Below are 20328 nucleotides of genomic sequence, written 5' to 3' on the forward strand. Positions count from 1 at the left end.
TGCTCAAGGGTCTTGAAATCGCGGGCGCCATCCAATATACTTAAAATTGCCTCAAGGCTGGTTGTTGAACCGGTGCTTGCTGGCATAGAGACCTCAACCTCCGTCGAGGGAAGTTCGAGGTCTCTATGTTTCTCCATCAAGACCCCGGTTTCCTGCCCCATTAAATTTTACACGCACTTACCGTGCTCCTCCCCATAGCTAAAGCAAGGGGCTACCGCGCCGGGGGATTCGATGTCATGATCATGCCTATTTCGCAATTCTTAACGAATTTTCAATGAAAACGTCATAAATGGGTAATTTCTGCCATTTACGATATGGATAGTATCAGTACCGTGCCATGAGTATGTGAATATCCTGGCGGGGAAGTGGCAGTTATCCGACCTTAAAATTGGTCATTTATGGGCGCTGCTGATTCTCATTATCTTTCGAGCCTATCTTCTGGCAGACGCCCAGCCACAACGGCAGTACCATTAGAGGAATGAAAAATGCCTTCGACAGGCGGGTTATTTTCTGGGCATCCTGCGCCAGAGTCGGAGCGGCAGAGATCTTGGCCGTGAAAATCAGCCGTATTGAAAGCCGGTGGACAACATGCGTGCGGTTACTTCTGGTGTTTCTTCAGCATTAGGCACCCTATATAACTTCATAAGAGGAATAAGAGGAGGAATACATTTCCCCCAGTTATCAGCTGTCTACGAATCTCTGGCAAAATTCCTTGCCCAGGGTTACACTGTGGCGGCCATCTATATCGATATCGTGGATTTCAGCAAGATTGAGGTGGTCTATGGTTCCGGGACAGCCGAGAAAGTGTTGCATCGCCTGGCTGATGGGTTCACCTCCCTCACCCGCAAGCTTGATGGAGAAGATGGATCCTGCACCATCGGGGCCCTCGGCGGCGATGATTTCGTGCTATTCTTCGCCTTTCGCGGAGTGGATGTCCCCCAGGATGAATTCCTCGCGGCAAAGGTTCGCGAGATACGCGAATTCCTCGAGAACCACATCAATGAGTACAATTTATCCTACAGCCTTGATCACCCTATCGGCATCCATGTCGGGTGCGCCCTTGTGCAGACGGACGATGTGTCAAGAATAGAGATGGCCGTGTATTCGGCTATAAAGAGGGCCAAAACCCTTGCTAAAGATAGTGATGCGATAAGGGAGGAAAAGAGAAAGGCTCTGACAGAGCTCCTTAGCAGCGGCGGAATAAGAACTGTTTTCCAGCCCATGGTATCCCTCAAGACAGGTGAGGTATTCGGATATGAGGCGCTTAGCCGCGGACCAGAAGGAACCCCCTTTGAAAGCCCCCTGGCCCTCTTTTCGCTCGCCGAAGAGCTGGATATGCTATATCAATTGGAACGTGCATGCAGGGAGACAGCCATAACCTCTTCTTCAGGGCTTGCCCACGGGACGAAGCTCTTCCTCAACGTTCATCCCGAAATAATCTATGATCCTCAATTCAGCGGCGTTACCATGGCCCAACTGGTTGAGTCCGTGCAGCTGAGCCCTGACGATATTATAATTGAGGTCACCGAGCGAGGCAGCATCACGAACTATGAAACATTTCTCGCCGTGTTGAAACATTATCGGGATCAGGGATATTCAATAGCAATTGACGATGCAGGGGCGGGATATTCGAGCCTCCAATCCATCGCAGAACTGAGACCAGATTACATCAAGGTAGACATGTCGCTGGTACGGAACCTTCATCTCAATCGAGCGCGCCACTCCGTGATCGAAGCATTATCTATCCTGGCAAAGCGCATCAATGCAAAGGTGGTTGCCGAAGGCATCGAATGTGAAGATGAACTAAAGGCCATCATTGACCTGGATGTGGAGCTGGGCCAGGGCTATTATCTGGGCCGGCCTGGGCCCGGTTTCACTCCCGTGAGCCAAAAGGCGAAATCCATCATACTAGCTTATCCCAGGAATGCTCCTTCGTGTAATGTAAGAAGGAAGACAAGTGTGCTGGAGGTCACCATGTGCACACCAAGCGCGAAGCCAGATACCCTGACCCGGGATGTAGTCGAGATGTTCAAAAAGGAATCCGGGCTCCAGGGAGTTGCGGTAGTCCGAAATGAGAAGCCAGTGGGCCTAATCATGAAGGACAAGCTTTATTACAGACTCGGAAGTCAGTTTGGCTATTCCATCTATATGGGGCGTCCTGTTACAGTCGTGATGGACAAGAACCCGCTCATCGTGCGAGCGGAAACCCCGATAAATGAAGTAGCAGATGTCGCCATGGCAAGGGATGAAAACAGGCTGTATGATCATGTGATCGTCGTGGATAATGATGGGAATTATCAAGGAGTAGTATCCATCCGGAGATTGCTTGTGACAATTACCAAACTGCAGGTAGATGCGGCCATGTGCGCCAATCCACTTACCAGGCTGCCAGGCAACCCGGTAATTGAGGAAGAGATCCAGGCCAGGCTCGCAGAGCGCGAGGGCTTTGCCGTTCTGTATATCGATCTCGACAATTTCAAACCGTTTAATGATGTCTATGGCTTTGAGCGTGGTGATGAAGTCATAAAGCTGACTGCCAGGGCCATTTCCGATTCGGTGAGACTGCATGGGGGTCCAAATCATTTCATTGGCCATGTGGGCGGAGATGATTTCGTTGCCATTACCGCCCATGATCAATATGAAGAGACAGCGCAAGCAATAATCAAGAGTTTCGACTCACAGATTCCCTGGCTCTACGACCCTGGACATAGAGAACAAGGCTATATAGAGACTTTCGATCGCAAGGGGAATATGATGAAATTCCCTATTATGAGCATTTCAATAGCGATCATCGTCAATGAACCGGGTGAAACGGCTTCTTACCATCAATTCGTCAGGAACGTCGCCGAGCTCAAGTCCTATGCGAAGAGCCTCGAAGGGAGCAATTATGTCAAGGAACGCAGGCGCGCCGAAATTGGAAAGCATATGATGGCCGCCACTCAATGCTCCGGGTAAGCTCGGGCGCGCCAGCGCAGCGTGCCTGGATCGAAAAACAATGACGAATGCTACACCTTGAATCTTCCTATAGCTTCCTGTAATTCTCTGGCCATCCTGGCAAGAGACTGTGAAGAGGCTGATATCTCCTGAATAGAAGTGGTCATCTCCTCGGTTGAAGAAGAAACCTCCTCTGACGCTGCCGCGTTTTCCTCGGATACTGCCGCAGTGCTATCCATGGCCTTCCTGACCTCTTCTATGCTTGCCGTCATTTCTTCGGTGGCCGCCATATTCTCCTCGACTATCTTTTCTATCTCATTCATGGCCTTATCAACTTCAAGACTTGCTTCTCCCAGTCTCTTTGACGAAGATATAAGATCTTTCACAAGCTCCTCTGCAGAAGCAGCGGCAGCCAAGATACTATCAAAAGCCTTGCCTGTCTCCTGAGCCACGACACTCCCCTTTTCGACTTCCTTCGTGGCCGAATTAATAGTATTTACGGCGTTTTCAGTCGCTTGCCTTACGCTCCCGATAAGATCCGTGATAGCCCTGGTCTCCCTGGAGGAACGTTCCGCCAGCTTTCTCACTTCATCGGCAACCACTGCAAAACCCCTGCCATGTTCACCGGCTCTCGCGGCCTCCACCGCGGCATTCAACGCCAGGAGATTGGTCTGCTCTGCGATATTATCTATGACTTCGAGAATTCTCCCGATCTCCTGAGAATGACTATCAAGCTCGCTAATTCTTCGGGCAACATCACCCGTGATGTCCCGGATCCTCTGCATACTGCCAATCACATTCTTGATAGCCTCGCCACCCTTTGTGGCCGACTCGGAATTCTCCTGAGTGGCTGAGACTACCGTCTCTAGGATCCCCATAGTCTCGTCAAGGGACTTCTTCATCCCGGCTATCACATTTGAAGCTATCTTGAGGCTCTTGACCTGAGATTCCGCCCCGTCAGCAACCCTGTTTATGGCTACGGCCAGCTGATTGATTGCAGCCGCGATACTGGCGATATCCTTGCTCTGTTCATTGGCGCCAAGCGCCACCTGCTGAACTGTCTCTGATATTTGCTGGACTGCGTCTGCAGCTTCCTTCGCATTCACGGAAAACTTCTCACTTGCAGAGGCGACCTCCTGGCTTGCCTGAGCTACATTCCGCATAATTCCCTGCAGGGTCCCCACAAATTTGTTAAACCACGTGGCAAGATCGCCCAGTTCATCCTTTGATGCCACCTGCAGCCTTCTCGTCAAATCTCCTGCCCCATCTGAGATATCCTTTGCCATTGCAACAACTCGATTCAGAGGAACGAGGATCGTTCTTGGAATAGCCCAGCTTATGAACAGCGCAATGAAGACCACAATGCCGGAAAACAAGAGTATAGCCGTGATAGCATCCCGCCCACGCTGTTTGCTCTCGCTAGCTATAGCCATGGCCTCGCTGGATAAGCTATCATGAGCTTCATTCAGAATAGCACGCACGTCTGCAAGATGCTTTCGGACCTCTGTGTCATATATTTTCCTGATCTCGCCAAAGCTTTCCTCAGGAATGGGCTTGGTGGCGGAGGTCACCATATCAGCGCCACTTTCCGGGGTCACCGAAATGCCAGAAAGGGTCGCCGTCAAAATCGCCGCGATTTTCGCCGCCGACTGGTGGAGTTCACGATGAGGCTGTTCGAGCCTCTGGAGAATCTTTTGAATCTCCGGGGATTGACGCTTGAAGTCGTCAGAGTTCACATATTCATAATACCATCTACCAAGAGCGCAGCGGGTCGGGTCAAGCTCGCCACTGAATGGTTTACCTAACAATATAGACTCAGACAGGAGCACGGCCCACGCGAGATGGTTATTTTCCCTTTCACCCATCATCATGGCGGCCTCCAGAGAATCAGTGGCCTTTTCGCTGGCAAGCTCTACTCCACGTATTATGAAATAAGCATACCCGGCTATAGCGACCAAGGCTAATATAAGAAAAAAGCAAGCTATGGTAATGCGTGTTCTGATTCTCATAGACAGATGAAAATACCCCCCTGGCATCCGGGCCCATTTTCTGAGTGGGATGCAATATGATGGATATGGTCGGACATCTATCTACTTTCTGCCTCTATTGTTGGATAGAAATTCCTTGCTCTTATGGTAGCAGAATACCCAACTCTTATCAATATGGAATCGAGAGTTTTGATCGAACCTTTACGAACGCGAGCGCAGGCCAGCGTCCGCAGTCACCCCAAGGCATCATCCATCTCATGTTATCTCCCAATGTAGCGCAACTATTTTCACCTGCATTGCGAATATGCAATCCCACTTGGTATGGATATCTCGAAAAAGGATTTCAGATAGTGGTATAGAAATAAAGCACTATTAGTATGTCGCGAAAATCATATAGCAACTAATCTAGGTATCCGAAGATCCGGGCATCCGCGAGTCTCGCGCCCGGGGCCTGGATATCTGAAAGGAGGTTATGGTGGCCAGCGCTTTTTTGCTCGCAAGTAGAAGATAGTGCCGCCATATAGCCCGATGAAACGTTCAGAGTTGAATGCGATCCTTTGCGAAGGAATTGAGTTCATCAAAAAGATGAATTTCCATCTGCCTCCGTTTGCCTATTGGAGCCCAGAGGAATGGAAGACGAAAGGGCATGAATATGACGAGATCCGCGATAACCTGCTTGGCTGGGATATCACAGATTTCGGAAGCGGCGATTTCCCAAGGGTCGGGCTTTTGCTCTTCACGTTGCGGAATGGCAACCTAAAGCTCAGCAAATATAAGAAACCCTATGCTGAAAAGATCCTGATCGCCAGAGAGAATCAAATAACGCCGTTCCATTTCCATTGGAACAAGATGGAGGACATTATTAACCGGGGAGGTGGCAATCTGCTGGTCCAGCTCTATAACTCCACCCCGGATGAGAATCTGGCAGATACGCCTATTCAGGTTTTGCAGGACGGAAGAAGTTATACTGTTCCTGCAGGAAGCATCATAAGACTTACCCCCGGCGAAAGCATCACCCTTCCCCAGCGGATATATCACAAATTCTGGGGTGAAAAGGACACCGTTCTCCTGGGTGAGGTGTCAATGGTAAACGATGATGAGGTGGATAATCGGTTCCTCGAGCCTGCAGGGAGATTCCCGGCCATTGAAGAAGATGAACCACCGCTCTATCTGCTAGCGACTGAATATCCAAAAGCGCCTTAGAAAGGCTCGGTAAATGCAAAGACTTGATGAGCATATATGCAGGGATGCCATCAGGGGGATAAGAATTGAGCACTTGGGTTCTCTGCGTATGAAGCGCGGCCAATGCAGGACAGGGGAATGATCTAGATTCCATCGCGACCAATTCAGCCATATGGGGGGAACACCATGTCAGAAGTAGCCTGCCTGGGGATATTGGTAGCTGATGTTGTGGCTTATCCTATCGTGCGACTCCCTGAGGAAGGGAAACTTGCCCTGGTTGACAACATGGAGCTTCATACTGGGGGGTGCGCGACAAATACAGGAAGCGCGCTCCGGAAGCTCGGTATCGATACAGCGGTCATGGGCAAGGTTGGCGTCGACGCCTTTGGGGATTTCATAATATCGCAGCTCAAGGAACGTGATGTGGAGATCTCAGGAATCACCAGGGATCACAGGACGAAGACGTCGTCAACCATGGTGTTGGTATCTGAAAACGGGGAACGCACTTTCATTCACTATACCGGCGCGAATGCCACAATAAAGCCGGAAGATATCAACTGGAATGTAATAAGGAACGCGAGATTCTTCCACCTGGGCGGATTCTTCCTGATGCCAGGTTTTGATGGCGAACCTGCGGCAGAGGTTCTAAAGCAGGCCAAATCCCTGGGAATCAAGACTAGCATTGATACAGCCTGGGACGATCGAGGCAGGTGGATGGAGCTTTTGGGTCCATGTCTCCCTTATACAGACGTCTTATTCACAAGCGAGAGCGAAGCCAAGATGCTAACGAATGAGAAGGAGCCCTCTGACATAGCCAAAAAACTGAGAAATATGGGGCCCAAAATAGTCGCAGTCAAACTCGGGCCTGATGGCTCGTTTGTATCTTCCCCGGACTTTGTCGGTCACATCCCTGCATTTAAGGTAAAGGCTGTAGACGGGACCGGAGCCGGTGATGCCTTTGTTGCCGGATTCCTGGCAGGCCTGGTCAAAGGCTGGGATCTCAGGCAGACCACGATATTCGCCAACGCAGTGGGAGCCATGTGCGTATCCCAGGCAGGCGCATTTACGGGAATCAAGACCCTTGAAGAGACGCTGGCGTTCATTGAAGGGGCGCGGCTATAGAGGGATTCTGCCGATAAACCATCATGCTGCTGTCGTAGCGCCATCTATACGATCTCTTGTGAAGCTGGCCTTCTCCGATGAGGCCCCGGGAATGCTCGTACATACGCTCAATCGCTTCATTGGACGTTGGGGTGCCACCCTTGGGTGGCTGAATACTGTCTTGCAGTATATGTATTATATCACCGAAGGTTTGACAATGGTCCTGATGATCGACGCGTTCCAGATAGCAGGCGACCACAGGTTCCCCGGGATTCGGGCGCCCTGGGGCGCGATAGGATTGGCGCTCGTATGGGGTGGGGCGCACCTTTTCACAAAGGATCCAACGGTCGCCCTGATATCGATATGGCGAGGGCTGCTCATCGGTGCTCTTTATCTGCCTGCGCGCAGAGAACCATGGCCATCTCTTGCGTTGTGGATGACATTGCTCGTATTGTGAAAAAGGTCCGAAAAGGTATTTCGCCATGCGGACATTATAGATTATGCACTCTCTTCCAATCTCGCTTCTGGGCAAGAATCTCTGGAGGCTTGTTTTCTTCCCTCTCATAAATTATTATAATCCATGGTATAATAAATTTGGGTATAAAGGAGGTGGAGGAAATAGATTTCTTGGGAAGAAAAAGGGAACTGGCGCTCCTGGAAAAAATCTGGGCCAGCGATAAAGCGGAATTATTCATCCTCTACGGTCGGCGACGCATCGGCAAAACCGCGCTCCTGCGGCATTTTTGTCGGCACAAGGACCACGTTTATTTCCTGGCGGCGCAGGTGAAAGAAGAGGATAACTTGCGTCAGTTCAAGGAGGTTTTGCAACTCAGTCTTGCCGACCCTATTCTGGATAATATCGTCTTTCCGGGTTGGGAGGACGCCTTTGCCTACCTGGGGCGGGTGGCGAAGGAACGCCGGCTGGTGGTGGTTTTGGATGAGTTTCAGTATCTTTGCGAGGCGAACCCGGCGCTTCCTTCTCTGTTGCAGCGCTTTTGGGATTTGAGCGGCGCGGAAAGCCGGTTGATGTTGATTCTATGCGGCTCGTACGTGAGTTTCATGGAACGAGAGGTCCTGGGGGAGAAATCACCTCTTTTCGGTCGACGCACCAGTCAGCTGCAGCTTCAACCCCTTCCCTTCTTCGAGGCGACGGCTTTTTTCCCTGCTTATCCCCTGGAAGATCGGCTAGCTGTCTATGGTATTCTGGGGGGCACGCCCGCCTATTTGCGGCAGTTCGACCCTGCGGTAGATCTCGCAGCAAATCTCCGCGAGCGGCTTTTGAGTGTGGAAGCCTATCTCTATGATGAGGCAAATTTGCTTTTGCGTATGGAGCTCAGCCAGATTCATGTTTACGCCAGTCTCCTCAAGGCCATCGCCGGCGGGGCGACGAAGCTCAATGAAATTGCGGGTCGAGCAGGATTGGATTCCCCGGCGGCTGGTAAATACCTCAATACTTTGCGGGAGTTGGGCCTGGTGGAAAGGCAGGTTTCCTTCCTGGCGCGAGCGCCGGAGAAGAGCCGTAAGGGTCGGTACTACATCCGCGATCCTTATCTGCGTTTCTGGTTTCGCTTTGTCTTACCCCATGCCAGCTTGATCCAGGTGGGCGAAGGGGACGTTGTCTATTCCCGCTTTATCGCACCCTATTTCCCCACTTATATGGGTTTGATCTTTGAAGACATTTGCCGGGAGGCACTGCACTACGCCGGTCCGGCCCTGGTGGGGGATCATGTCCAGGCAAGCGGGAAGCATTGGGAAAGGGACTTCGACCTGGATGTGACAGCACGCCTGGCAGATGGGCACTACCTCTTCGGGGAATGCAAGTGGAGCAAAGAGCCGGTGGGTCTGAGCGTCCTGGCGGAATTACTCAGGAAGGTGGAAATGCTACCGGCGGCCTATCAGGAGCAAAGTCGCCTCGCTATTTTCGCTCTCAACGGTTTTCAATCGGATCTGCGAGCGGCGGCGGCGTCCAGGAAAGTAGCCTTGGTCAGTGGCAGAGATCTCCTGGTTGGCGCCGACCTGCGAACTTAGGGAATAGAGACGAGGTTACGACTTGCCAGTCCGCAAACCCGCGCCTCCGGCGCGGAATTTGTTTCTCCTGGCAGGGGATCTTTCGATTATCTGGCTGGCGCCCTGGAGCCGATGGTCCCCAGCATTGATGCCATGGGTGCGCGGTCTCTTTGGCGCGTCTGACCCCCCTACCCCGACGCGGCGGCCCAACAATGTGCTGCACACGACTTTGCTCTACTGCGCTCCGCAAAGTGGGTGAGCGCGGGCATTCGCCATGGCGAAAGGCTTTGCTGCAAAGTGGTGTTACGTGGAACGCCAACGGTGGTATACTAGAGGTAGAACTGGATTTAGGAAGTTCGCTATGACTGAACAAAGCAGGAAGGTACCGGCCGAGGCTTTGGAGTTGCCACCCATTGAACGGGCGGCGTTAGAAGGATCGGATATGAAACTCCATGCGATAATTTACGACTTTGACCTCACCCTTGCGGATTCGTCACGAGGGGTGATCGAATGCGTAAACTACGCTCTCAACTGCATGGGCCTACCTAATGCCCCAGCCGACAGGGTTCGAGAGACCATTGGGTTGTCAATGTCGGCGACCTTTGAGTACGTTACCGGGCAAACGCCCGAATCCGCCCTGGTAACCGAGTTTAGTGAACACTTCAAGATCCGTGCCGACCGGGTCATGGCGGATCTGACATATCTTTTTCCTAAAGTGCCAGACGTAGTTCGCTTGTTTTATCAGAAGGGGATCCGGCAAGGGATCGTTTCAAACAAGCTCCGGTATCGGATTGAGGACATCACGGTTCGAGATAGGATCAGGGAGTGTTTTTCGGCCATCATCGGCGCTGAAGATATCATTCGTCACAAACCTGACCCGAGTGGCTTGCGTGCGGCAATGGAACATCTCAAATGCCAGCCTGACGCAACGGTATACGTGGGTGATCATCTAGTTGATGCAGAGACTGCTGCGCGGGCCGGGGTCTCGTTTGTTGGGGTTTTGACAGGAGTGACAACACCGGAACGGTTCCGCAGGTTTCCGGTTCGGGCTATCATCGAGAGTCTGACGCAGTTGCCAGAGATACTTGGCATTGAAAGCGTAGGTAGGGGAGTTTCCGGTTCGGCTTAGGGAGCGGTGGAGCTGCTGTTTCCGACGGATAACAGGTCTTACAGCCAGAAATGGATGGCTAACAGGCGTATCCAGATGAAACATGTGATACGCCGTTGTATTGACACTTGATAACGCTCTTAATGGTGAAGTCAGACGACTTTGGCGCGAACTCGAGAATGCGGGAGTTGGAAAAACGCCAGGTCAGTTTGACGAACCTCCCCATTTAACGTTCTCGGTATTCCCCACTGGAAACCCGGAAACGCTCATTCAAGCCATGGAGGCAACGCCATTTTCTAGTTCACGAATAAGGTTGATCCCTTTTGGAGCGTTTCTAGGTGGTAAACATGTGCTGTTCTACAATGCCGTTTTATCTCGTGAACTGCTTCAGGCTCACGCAGAGCACTACGAGATCCTCCGCGCTAGGGGGATCGAACATGATCCAACCTATTCACCTGGGAACGTTCTTTTTCACTGCACAATAGCCGTGGATCTGGAGGAAGAACAACTTCACGAGGGAATCAATATCTGCCTGGAACACGGAGAGACTCTAGAGGGTTCTGTGGAAAACGTCGAATTGATCGAGTTCTTTCCGGCGAAGCTCATTCACAGAAGAAAGCTCACGGCGGAAAGGAAATACACTGCCAACCAACAGTTCCAGCGTACCCACTATCGCGGTCCGCTGAACTGTGCCGTTGGAAGTGGATGCGAGCTTTCAGTATAATACCGGGTGAAATACAACCCCGATGATCTCAGGCCCGCCGTGGACTGCAATGGTCGCCCCGATATCGGATATGATAATCTCGCTGCAATTAATGGTGGCTCCAAGCCGTTCACAAAGGCGCTTTGCCTCGTCAAGAGCATCTCCATGGACAACTGCGACCCTCACCTTAGAATCCTTGGCAGCGTCTTTGACCAGCTCCACCAGCTTATCCAGGGCAGCCTGGTATGTCCTGACCCTACCGACGACCTCCACGACTCCTTCCTTCACAGAGATCAGCGGCTTTATTGAAAGAAGAGAGGCAATGAGCGCCTGGCCTTTGTGGATGCGCCCGCTTTTGAGGAGATGCCTGATCGATTTGACTACAGTGTAACCGATGATGCGAGGTCGCAATTCTGCCAGGATGCGCAAGATCTGTTCTTTCGTTTTCCCGTTTCGCACGGCTTCAGCTGCCGCGAGAACCATGAGCCCGGTCCCCATGGATAACGACAAAGAGTCTACCACCTCGATGTCAGCGTTAGGGAAACTCGCTTTTGCAAGGTTAGCGCATTGGCACGTCCCACTGGCTGTGGAAGCTATGTGAATCGAAATGATAGTTGAGATGCGCTGAAGCAGCCTACGATAGATGGAAATGAACTCAGCTGGGGCAGGCTGCGAAGTGTGTGGCACCTCCGGCCCTCTAAGCTTCTCGTAGAATTCTTTGCGCGTGATATCGATACCATCACGATACGTGTCGTTCCCGAATTGTATCTTGAGAGGAGCGACGGCTATATCGTATTCGTCAATGATCTCTTGTGGCAAGCTCGCGCCGCTGTCGGTCACGATCGCGATCTCTTTCTTAGCAGAATCACTTTCCATGTTGTTCATACTTCCCCTATTCTATAACGAACCCTAAAATCCTGCCCAGACCCGACGATCTGGTAAATCTTATTGAAAGCCAAGGTATAAGGAGTCTAGATCCGGGCATGATTAGTCGGCACATGAATCAAGGCAATAACGTTCACATCAAGTTTTCCCATGGCTACGTGGAGAATTCTCAAATATGCAGAAACCCGGCGAAATTCGGGAAAGAGAGCCTGGAGGAATACCGGAGGTTATGTCGAAGATGGGCTTTGTGGCGCCAATGGAGATTTACGAGAAGTGCTATAGCAAGAAGCCTGTTGACCATCGGAGCCCGCCGCAAGCCTCCAGGCTTTAGCCCGTGCGGAGCGTCACCTTGACCCAACATACCTTGAGGAAGGAGCGATGGCGGTTATGGAGATCGACGAAAAATGCTATGGCGAGAGGCCCATCTATCTTGATGCAACATATCCCGTGGAGCGGCGCGTTGATGATCTGATCTCCAGAATGACTTTGGAAGAGAAAATTGCGCAACTGGGGTCTGTTTGGACACGAGATCTCCTGACGGACGGGAAACTTTCCTCTGAAAAGGCTGGCCAGCTTCTCAAGAATGGGATAGGCCAGATAACGCGTATTGCAGGGGCGACTTCTCTGCCCCCAAATGAAGTTGCGGAGCTTGCCAATGAAATTCAGAGGTTCCTTGTGGAAAAGACTCGCCTTGGAATCCCGGCCATTATACACGAAGAATGCCTGAGCGGCTTTATGGCGATGTCTGCCACGACCTTCCCGCAGGCCATAGGCCTGGCCAGCGCATGGGATCCTGAATTAGTGAAGGAGGTCTCCTCTGTAATACGAGAGCAGATGAGAGCCACCGGGGCTCACCAGGGGCTATCTCCAGTGCTTGACGTGGCCAGGGACCCAAGATGGGGAAGAGTGGAAGAGACTCTGGGCGAGGATCCATATCTTGTTATGACCGTAGGTTGCGCTTATATCAAAGGGCTTCAGGGCGAAAGGCCAGGATCCGGCATCATCGCCACCATCAAGCATTTCGCAGCCCATGGTTTCTCCGAAGGTGGGCGCAATTGCGCGCCTGTCCACGTGCCGCCCAGGGAGCTTCGAGACACTTTCCTCCTTCCCTTTGAAGCGGCTGTAAAAGAGGCAGGTGCTGGCTCCGTCATGAATGCCTATCACGACATCGATGGAATACCATGCGCGGCTTCCCAGGAACTGCTCACCAATATACTCAGAGAGAAATGGGGATTCAAGGGGTTTGTAGTCTCTGACTATGGCGCCATAGAAATGCTCCAGACCTTCCATCATGTTGCCGGATCTAAGAAGGAGGCCGCGAAAATGGCCCTAGAGGCGGGAATTGATATAGAATTACCGGGCGTAAATTACTACGGTGAACCTCTCATTGAGGCTGTCAGGGAAGGGCTCATATCTGAGGCGACCATCGACGAAGCTGTACGAAGGCATCTACGAGCCAAATTTATCCTTGGGCTTTTTGAAAACCCTTATGTCGATGCTGGTAAGGCCCCTGTTGTCTTTGACACTCCTGAACATCGGGAGATAGCCCTCAAGGCCGCCTGTGAATCCATCGTTCTTCTCAAAAATGAGAATGGAGTATTGCCCCTTTCAAAGAATGTCGGGTCTATTGCAGTAATAGGGCCCAGCGCAGCGAGCACAAGAAATCTCCTCGGAGATTACAGTTATACCGCCCATCTATCCAAGGAAAAGGATGCCGTGCCGATTGTAAGCATTCTAGATGGAATAAAGAGCATGGTTTCCTCTGATACCGCTATCCATTATGCAAAGGGTTGTGAAATCTCGGGAGATTCCACCGATGGTTTTGCGGAAGCCATAGAGGCAGCGAAAAAGGCCGAAGTGGCCATAGTTGTCGTAGGTGAAAGGTCAGGCCTATCAGCCAATGATACATCGGGTGAAGGTCGAGACCGGGCGGATCTACGTCTTCCGGGAGTTCAAGAAGAGCTGATCAGAGCCATACATGCCACAGGGACGCCTGTGGTAGTTGTCCTCATAAATGGCAGGCCCCTTTCAATAGAATGGATGGCTGCAAACGTGCCCGCTATCCTCGAAGCATGGCTCCCTGGTGAAGAGGGTGGAAATGCCGTTGCCCGTGTACTCTTCGGGGATTACAACCCAGCAGGCAGGCTGCCCATCTCATTCCCCGGGCAATCAGGCCAAATCCCTGTATACTACAGTCGCAAGCCGTCATCATGGAAAGACTATGTCTTCGCGAGCGCGAAGGCTCTCTTCCCATTTGGCCATGGATTGAGCTATACGAAATTCGAATACAGCAATCTCGAGATAAGTCCCGATAAAGTGGGACCGGCTGGGAAGGTGAATATAAGCTTTGATATCATGAATACCGGAGAACGGCCTGGCGATGAAGTCGTCCAGCTATACGTGCATGATGTCATTGCGAGCCTCGCAAGGCCGGTAAAAGAGCTAAAGGGTTTCAGACGCATAAACCTCAAAGCCGGTGAGAAGAAGACTCTTACCTTCATCCTCTCGATGGACCAGCTGGCCTTCCATAATAGGGATATGAATCTCGTCGTGGAACCAGGTATGTTTGAGGTAATGGTTGGCAGTTCGTCGGAAGATATCAAATTGACGGGGAGTTTTGAGGTCGTCGGAAAGGAAAGAGAGATAACCGGCACAAGGTGCTTCTTCTGCCAGGTTATCGCTGATTAGGCCATCGGTGCGAGGTTATAGTCGAATGAACCACATGAATGCCATGAGTATTCACGATAGGGCGGTCTCCAGTGACAGAGACCGCCCCCATCCGTGGCTATTGATTCAAGCTTGAAGCTCGCCCAGCTGCACTTTCATCCTTCTGCTGGCACATCATACCATAGCAGAATGAACGACTTTATTTGATCGCATATCGCGTCATATGCCAAGATGAGCTTTCAGATTCCATAGTCCCACTTTCACGCTTTCCACCGGAGGCATATTGTATTCCTCGGTCTCAATAAGATACCACTCCACGCCCACCTCTGGAGCAGTAGCAACTACCGCATCGAGATCAAGGGCTCCAGTCCCAACCTCGGTCTGTTTCTTTTCCTTGGTGAAATCCTTGACGTGCACCAGTGGACAACGGCCGGAATATTTCTTCATATATGCTACGGGATCTACCCCAGCGTAGAGAAGCCATCCGAGGTCAAGCTGCGCTTCAACGCTTTCAGGGCAGGCCTCTTCAAAAAACAGGTCCAGAGCATACTTTCCGTCAACAGGGGTAATCTCCCAGGCATGATTATGGTAACCCAACCTGAGCCCGCGCTCCTTGCATTTCTCCCCTATATCGCTCATAGACCGGGCAAAGTTTCTCCACCCCTCTGCATCCTTCACCAGTTCCCTCGGAGCGCCGGGGCAAACGACAAATTTGGCCCCAAGATCACATAGGAAATCAAGCACAGATGGCAGATTATTCTGGAGCTCGGCAAAACCTATATGGCTCCCGACGGCGCGAAGCCCCAGGTCATTAAGGATCTTTTTAAGCTCCTGACTGCTCAGGCCCCAGTAGCCTGCAAATTCCACTCCCTCATATCCCATGCTGGCCACTGCTTTGAGCACGCCCACAAAATCTTTCTTTGCATCCTCACGCAGCGAATAAAGCTGAAGTCCGACCGGAATCTTCATTGTTTCACACACCTTTCTTTAGGAAAAGAATGCCGCTCGTTCTAGAACATCACTACAGCCTCAATCAACAGATCTATTCGGTGCCGACTTCGGACTTCCTGCCGCAACAAGAACTTATGGAAGTTTATCTAAACTATGGGATTTTTCATGATTTGCCACGGGGTTTTCACGTACCATGGCCGGTATGGTTTTCCAGCCCAGATGTTTGCATGCTTCAAACCGCAGGTGCCCAGCCAAAATGTCATAGGCACCGTCCTGCGGGCGCCGCACAACTACGATTGGCTGTAAAAGGCCCCTAGTTGCGATACTCTCCGCCAACTGCTCGATATCTTGTTGGTCTACTTGGCTACCTTTATATCGAATGAGGTCAATGGGAATCTCGCATATACCCTGTATCTCCTTGTCAAGGGGGAATTCACTTGCCTTCCTGCCCACACCCACCCGGTACGAATAGATGTATGGGATTGCGAGATCAACCGATTTAGCCTTCTGAAACTCGTTGAATATTCTCTTGGTGATCTGATAGGCAATTTCGGGACGGTCTTTCACCCTGGTCTGATAGCGTAACCTCAGATAAACGCCATAATCATACCAGTCCGAACGGATGTAAGGCTTGACTCCAGTTGCCTCGATTATATCCTTGGTAACCTCCTCCGCTGCATCAAGCAGAATTCTCTCCGCGGTTTCCCAGTCAGAGTCATAGGTGATTCTTATTACAACCTCGTCCAACATATATGCCGCCTCTTGAGTTACAGTGTAATTGATTACCACCTGACTGAAGAGCATTGCATTAGGGACGAGGATGTACCTCCCAACAGCCTCCTCACTCCCGATGGTGCCTCCTACCTGGTTTAGTATAGTATACATTACTCCGATGTCTTGAACGTCCCCTGTCAGACCTAAACTTGGAAATTGAACGCGGTCCCCCGGTCTGAATGGGCGCATCAAAGACACCAGTGCCCAGGCCGCGAAACCGCTTACCGGCGCCTGGAGAGACCAGCCTAGTAACATTCCCCCAAAAAGGGTGAAAAGCGTGCCAAATGACGCAAGTTTTCCGATCCCGTAGGCAACTCCCGTGATGAGGCAGAATATCATTAGTAGGCGATAGAGCCGGCTCACCATTAGCCCTTCGACCGGCGGTTTAGATGAGAACCTAAAGGAGAGCTCCGTTGCCAGTGCCAAGATTTCATAGGCCGCCGCAATCCCTGCAAGAAGCGCTATGAATTCCAAAAGAGTAAGCCCAGATGGAAGGCTGAAGGTTTTTACACCGAGATGCTCTGCAATCAAGGATGCAGCAACCATCCCGATCCATAAGCCGATCCATACAACTCTCCTGGGCTCCTGCCTTTGGCTCTCCATCCTTGATCCTCCTTCTTTGTGGGTCATCCCACTTCTCAGAGGATAACCAAATGAACTTGTCCCCGGGACCGGTCTTATTCTCTAAAGATAAGTAAGTTTCTCCCTGTATTTCTCTAGAAAGGCCCTATTGTGTCTGTCTCCCTCGTCAAGATTCCCGCTCAAGAATACAGGCACCTCTACTCCGGCTTCTACGAGTCTGCCAATTACCTCCACGATGATGGCGTTCAATATGGCACACCCAGCGATAGTGGACGTGGGACCGGTCTTGACACCGAGGCCTTCCACTTCTATAGCTGCATCACCCGGCACCCCGCAGTTATCAAGAACAAGGTCTACATCAGTCTCGAAAAGCCGCTTACCGCTCGGGTGCCTTGAGGAGACCGAACTAGAATATCTGATAGATGTAAGGACTATTACCTTCGCGCCCCGTTTCTTTGCCTCCATGGCTATTTCGATGGGCACAGGGTTGCGTCCCGAAACCGAAGCGACTATGATCACATCTTTGTCAGAGATCCTCGTATTCCTAATTATCACTGTGCCGTAGCCAGGCAAACGTTCAATCTCTGAGGTCATCGGAGCAGGTCTTACATCCAATGACAAACCCGGAGCAAAGATAGGGTTGACAAGCATAAGTCCGCCGGCTCTGTATACCAGTTCCTGCGTGAGTATTCCTGTGTGGCTCGCGCCGAACACATACAACACCCCACCGGCGATGATTGAATCAGCGATCATTTGTGACGCAGTATGGATGGAATCCATCTGCGTCCTGCGAATCTCATCGAGCACTTTCCCTACGGTATCGAAATACCTTTCTGCCAGCAATTCAGGTCCACCTTTCTTATATAATTAATATCCGAGCAGTTCATACCTTTCCTTCATTTTAGCGTTAAAATCCTCCGCACCTTCAATGTGCACTTTTCTGAGAACCGAAGGGACCACCCCTCTCTCCGTCAGTTTCAACATAGCTTCCCCGATAACTGCCCAAAATGCGCAAACAGCTGTGATGCCAGACGTGGGACATACCTTTGCGTCCAGCCCAGGCACCTCCAGCGCAGCGTCGCCGATTTCTCCAGGATGGTTGATACATACATCACAGACCTGATAGAGATACAGTCCGGATGGGTGTTCAGATTGCACACCCGGTGCCGTCGCGTAGGAAAGGGTAGTAAAGGCAATACATTTGACTCCACGCTTCCTGCCTTCGATAGCCAGCTCTACGACCTCACAGGTAGTGCCACTCACCGATCCGATTATGAGAACATCGCCCGGCTCTACGTTGCTCAGGTCAAGCACGTGTCTCACGAGTAGGAGACGATTCTCAATACTCGTCTTGCGGGGCTTCTTGCCTCGAGGATGGGTTACAGGATTTGCTACATTGACACCGAATGACAGTGGCGCCACAAACAGGGGACCTCCAGCGCGCCCAACGGCTTCATGGGTAAGTATATGGCCTGTATCATGAATATGTACGACCCCACCATGCGCCATCGAATCGGCTATTAAGTCTGCTGCCCTGGAAATGCTCTCCTGCTGAGAATCCTCTAGTGTGCGCAGGAGTTGGTAAATCACCTCGAAATACTTCCTTGCCATCATAAACGGTCGCCGCACGAATTCCTGCCCTTTGCTGAGCAGGAAAGTGCAATGCCTCCTTCCGCAGCGTTCTTGATTTCAGCACGCAATTTCTCCAAAAGGATCTGGTCCACATCCACCCCAGCTTCACGAAGGGCTATCGCACAAGCTCCCACCACCTGTCCAGCTCTTGCCGGGATGATGGTGGCGCCAGGAAGCCAATCTTTGAGAGTCTCCCGCAGGGGGTTCAAGATGAGGTCCCCTGACTCAAATACTCCACCAGAGAGCACACAAGGGAAAGACTCAGCTTCCGCACCCAAATGTTTTGCGCAGGCAAGGGCCGCAAGGGCGAGTTCTCGCGCCGCTCGGCGAAAGATCTCTATTGAGACTCGGTCGCCTTTGGATGCCTCTTTCGCCACGACACGGGCGATTCCTGCTATTCGATCTCGTCTCTGCAACTTCCCCCTGTACAATTCATCCGTCAATAGACGTATAGTAGTGAGCCCCAGGTATTTGGGGATGACCTGAGTGAGAACGGTTTCCTCGCCACGCCTGTCATAGCCTCTAACGGCCGCCTTGAGCCCCTCTAGCCCTATCCAAAAAGCACTTCCTTCGTCGCCAATAAGGGTCCCCCAGCCCCCCACCGCATGAGTCCTGCCATCCTCCGTCTTGAGCCACGCGAACGAACCTGTGCCCGCGATGATCACCATTCCCCACGTTGAAACCAAGCAACTTGCAAGACCAGCCTCGGCCTCACCGACAAAGACAAGACGGTCTGTGGAAACAAGCCCATCTAGCGCATTCACGCAGATCTCACGTGGGGTAGGGCTCGCAACGCAAACTGCGGCCAAACTAGGATGCTCCCTCTCCGTGGTGCTTCCTATGGTGTTCTTCAACGATGATATCGCCTCACCGATGGCCTGCCTAAAAGACTGGGTAGCGACCTCCGGTTCCACAAAATTGATGTTGGCAGGACCTCCGCGGCCATAGCCCAGGACCTCCCCGTTACAGTTGACGACAGCGCAGGTAGTATTTGTCCCACCACCCGCCAGGCCCATTACACAAAGCCCTATGTCCACCATGCACGCACCCATCCTCACTTTCATCGGTTATCGAGGTGGCATTCCCTCCAGAGTAACTGTGAATTTGTATTTGTCTGCCCTGTAGGTAGAAACAACAAACATGATCGGTGTCCCATCCATGGAATGGTATATTCGTTCCATTCGAAGCACCGGATCACCCTCTGCTATCGTCAACAACTGAGCATCCCTTCCCGAAGCAAGAGCTGCTTCGAGGGTCTGTATGGCATATGCGAATTTCTGGCCATACTTGCTTTCAATCAGTGCATTCAGCGAATTCCCCTCTAAATCGTCATCAATGAGTGTCGGGCAGAGACGATAGACAACATATGCTGTCTCGATAGCCATGGGTTTGCTGTCCGCAAGCCTAACCCTGTCTATGAAGATCACAGGTTCTCCTATAGCTGTCTTCAGCTTGTCAGCAAGGCCCTTTGGCGCATTAAGGAATCCTTTCTCCAGGACCCGACTTGAAGGTTTCATCCCCCTAGCCAACATATCCTGCGTGAAACTTGTTATTATAGCAAGGTGTTGTATGATTTTAGGACCCGCTACGAAGGTACCCTTCCCTTGCTGACGATATAGAATTCCTTCACCCGTAAGCTCCATTAGCGAACGTCTTACCGTCATGCGACTTATCCCGAAATCCCGAGCTAGCCCAACTTCCGCACTCAGAGCACTGGAACCCTTACGGTACCTATGTTCTTTGTCAAATTACGTCACTATCTTACGACCATGTCTTCACCGGCTTGATCATCCGGGGCGATATGCCTAGCGCCT

Annotated in this window: 17 protein-coding genes; 9 read left to right on the forward strand and 8 right to left on the reverse strand. The window is 51.5% G+C overall.

From position 1 onward, the window contains the following. The first annotated feature begins 579 nt into the window (after nucleotides 1–579). Nucleotides 580–2955 carry an EAL domain-containing protein gene (locus HPY52_15990; protein NPV81733.1) on the forward strand — a complete coding sequence of 792 codons (2376 nt, stop codon included), beginning with the start codon at nucleotides 580–582 and terminating at the stop codon, nucleotides 2953–2955. 50 nt (nucleotides 2956–3005) lie between these two features. Here the strand turns inward: HPY52_15990 and HPY52_15995 are convergent, their stop codons facing one another. After that, on the reverse strand, nucleotides 3006–4943 hold the full coding sequence (locus HPY52_15995) for a HAMP domain-containing protein (protein NPV81734.1): 1938 nt from the start codon (nucleotides 4941–4943) through the stop codon (nucleotides 3006–3008). Between the two features lie 507 nt (nucleotides 4944–5450). Here HPY52_15995 and HPY52_16000 point away from each other — a divergent pair. From HPY52_16000 to HPY52_16025, 6 genes are all read left to right on the forward strand, one after another. Next, nucleotides 5451–6125, forward strand: a complete 675-nt coding sequence (locus HPY52_16000; protein NPV81735.1) for a D-lyxose/D-mannose family sugar isomerase — start codon at nucleotides 5451–5453, stop codon at nucleotides 6123–6125. 165 nt (nucleotides 6126–6290) lie between these two features. After that, the gene (locus HPY52_16005; protein NPV81736.1) at nucleotides 6291–7226 is read left to right on the forward strand and encodes a carbohydrate kinase family protein; all 936 of its coding nucleotides are present in this window, start codon (nucleotides 6291–6293) and stop codon (nucleotides 7224–7226) included. Beyond that, nucleotides 7186–7662, forward strand: a complete 477-nt coding sequence (locus HPY52_16010; protein ID NPV81737.1) for a hypothetical protein — start codon at nucleotides 7186–7188, stop codon at nucleotides 7660–7662. Before HPY52_16005 ends, HPY52_16010 begins: the two co-directional genes overlap by 41 nt. 170 nt (nucleotides 7663–7832) lie before the next feature. Beyond that, nucleotides 7833–9233, forward strand: a complete 1401-nt coding sequence (locus HPY52_16015; GenBank protein ID NPV81738.1) for an ATP-binding protein — start codon at nucleotides 7833–7835, stop codon at nucleotides 9231–9233. A gap of 340 nt (nucleotides 9234–9573) precedes the next feature. Then, a complete protein-coding gene (locus HPY52_16020) occupies nucleotides 9574–10341 on the forward strand; it encodes an HAD-IA family hydrolase (GenBank protein ID NPV81739.1) in 768 nt (255 codons plus the stop codon). A 328-nt stretch (nucleotides 10342–10669) separates the two neighbouring features. Then, nucleotides 10670–11044, forward strand: coding sequence for a hypothetical protein (locus HPY52_16025; GenBank protein NPV81740.1), 375 nt, complete (start codon nucleotides 10670–10672; stop codon nucleotides 11042–11044). Here HPY52_16025 and HPY52_16030 read toward each other — a convergent pair. Beyond that, nucleotides 11036–11908 (reverse strand): DegV family protein, encoded by an 873-nt coding sequence (locus HPY52_16030; GenBank protein ID NPV81741.1) that lies wholly within the window; start codon nucleotides 11906–11908, stop codon nucleotides 11036–11038. The two genes, HPY52_16025 and HPY52_16030, sit on opposite strands and share 9 nt — an antisense overlap. Before the next feature lie 175 nt (nucleotides 11909–12083). Here HPY52_16030 and HPY52_16035 point away from each other — a divergent pair, with 175 nt between their 5' ends. Beyond that, the gene (locus HPY52_16035) at nucleotides 12084–12239 is read left to right on the forward strand and encodes a hypothetical protein (GenBank protein NPV81742.1); all 156 of its coding nucleotides are present in this window, start codon (nucleotides 12084–12086) and stop codon (nucleotides 12237–12239) included. 56 nt (nucleotides 12240–12295) lie between these two features. Further along, a complete protein-coding gene (locus tag HPY52_16040) occupies nucleotides 12296–14596 on the forward strand; it encodes a beta-glucosidase (GenBank protein ID NPV81743.1) in 2301 nt (766 codons plus the stop codon). Between the two features lie 198 nt (nucleotides 14597–14794). Here the strand turns inward: HPY52_16040 and HPY52_16045 are convergent, their stop codons facing one another. The 6 genes from HPY52_16045 to HPY52_16070 all read right to left on the reverse strand — a co-directional run bounded on the left by HPY52_16045 (nucleotide 14795) and on the right by HPY52_16070 (nucleotide 20178). After that, nucleotides 14795–15544 carry a TIM barrel protein gene (locus HPY52_16045; protein NPV81744.1) on the reverse strand — a complete coding sequence of 250 codons (750 nt, stop codon included), beginning with the start codon at nucleotides 15542–15544 and terminating at the stop codon, nucleotides 14795–14797. Nucleotides 15545–15658: 114 nt separating this feature from the next. Further along, complete coding sequence (locus tag HPY52_16050) at nucleotides 15659–16903, reverse strand: mechanosensitive ion channel (GenBank protein NPV81745.1); 1245 nt, start codon at nucleotides 16901–16903, stop codon at nucleotides 15659–15661. An 81-nt stretch (nucleotides 16904–16984) separates the two neighbouring features. Then, the gene (locus tag HPY52_16055; protein NPV81746.1) at nucleotides 16985–17725 is read right to left on the reverse strand and encodes an SIS domain-containing protein; all 741 of its coding nucleotides are present in this window, start codon (nucleotides 17723–17725) and stop codon (nucleotides 16985–16987) included. A gap of 24 nt (nucleotides 17726–17749) precedes the next feature. Then, the gene (locus HPY52_16060; protein ID NPV81747.1) at nucleotides 17750–18496 is read right to left on the reverse strand and encodes a sugar isomerase domain-containing protein; all 747 of its coding nucleotides are present in this window, start codon (nucleotides 18494–18496) and stop codon (nucleotides 17750–17752) included. After that, nucleotides 18493–19578: a hypothetical protein gene (locus tag HPY52_16065; protein ID NPV81748.1), complete on the reverse strand. Its 1086-nt coding sequence runs from the start codon at nucleotides 19576–19578 to the stop codon at nucleotides 18493–18495. The genes HPY52_16060 and HPY52_16065 overlap by 4 nt, the downstream gene beginning before the upstream one ends. A 3-nt stretch (nucleotides 19579–19581) precedes the next feature. Then, nucleotides 19582–20178 (reverse strand): GntR family transcriptional regulator, encoded by a 597-nt coding sequence (locus HPY52_16070; protein NPV81749.1) that lies wholly within the window; start codon nucleotides 20176–20178, stop codon nucleotides 19582–19584. Nucleotides 20179–20328 lie beyond the last annotated feature (150 nt).

The organism is Bacillota bacterium, assembly GCA_013178415.1.
GTDB lineage: Bacteria > Bacillota > SHA-98 > Ch115 > Ch115 > Ch115.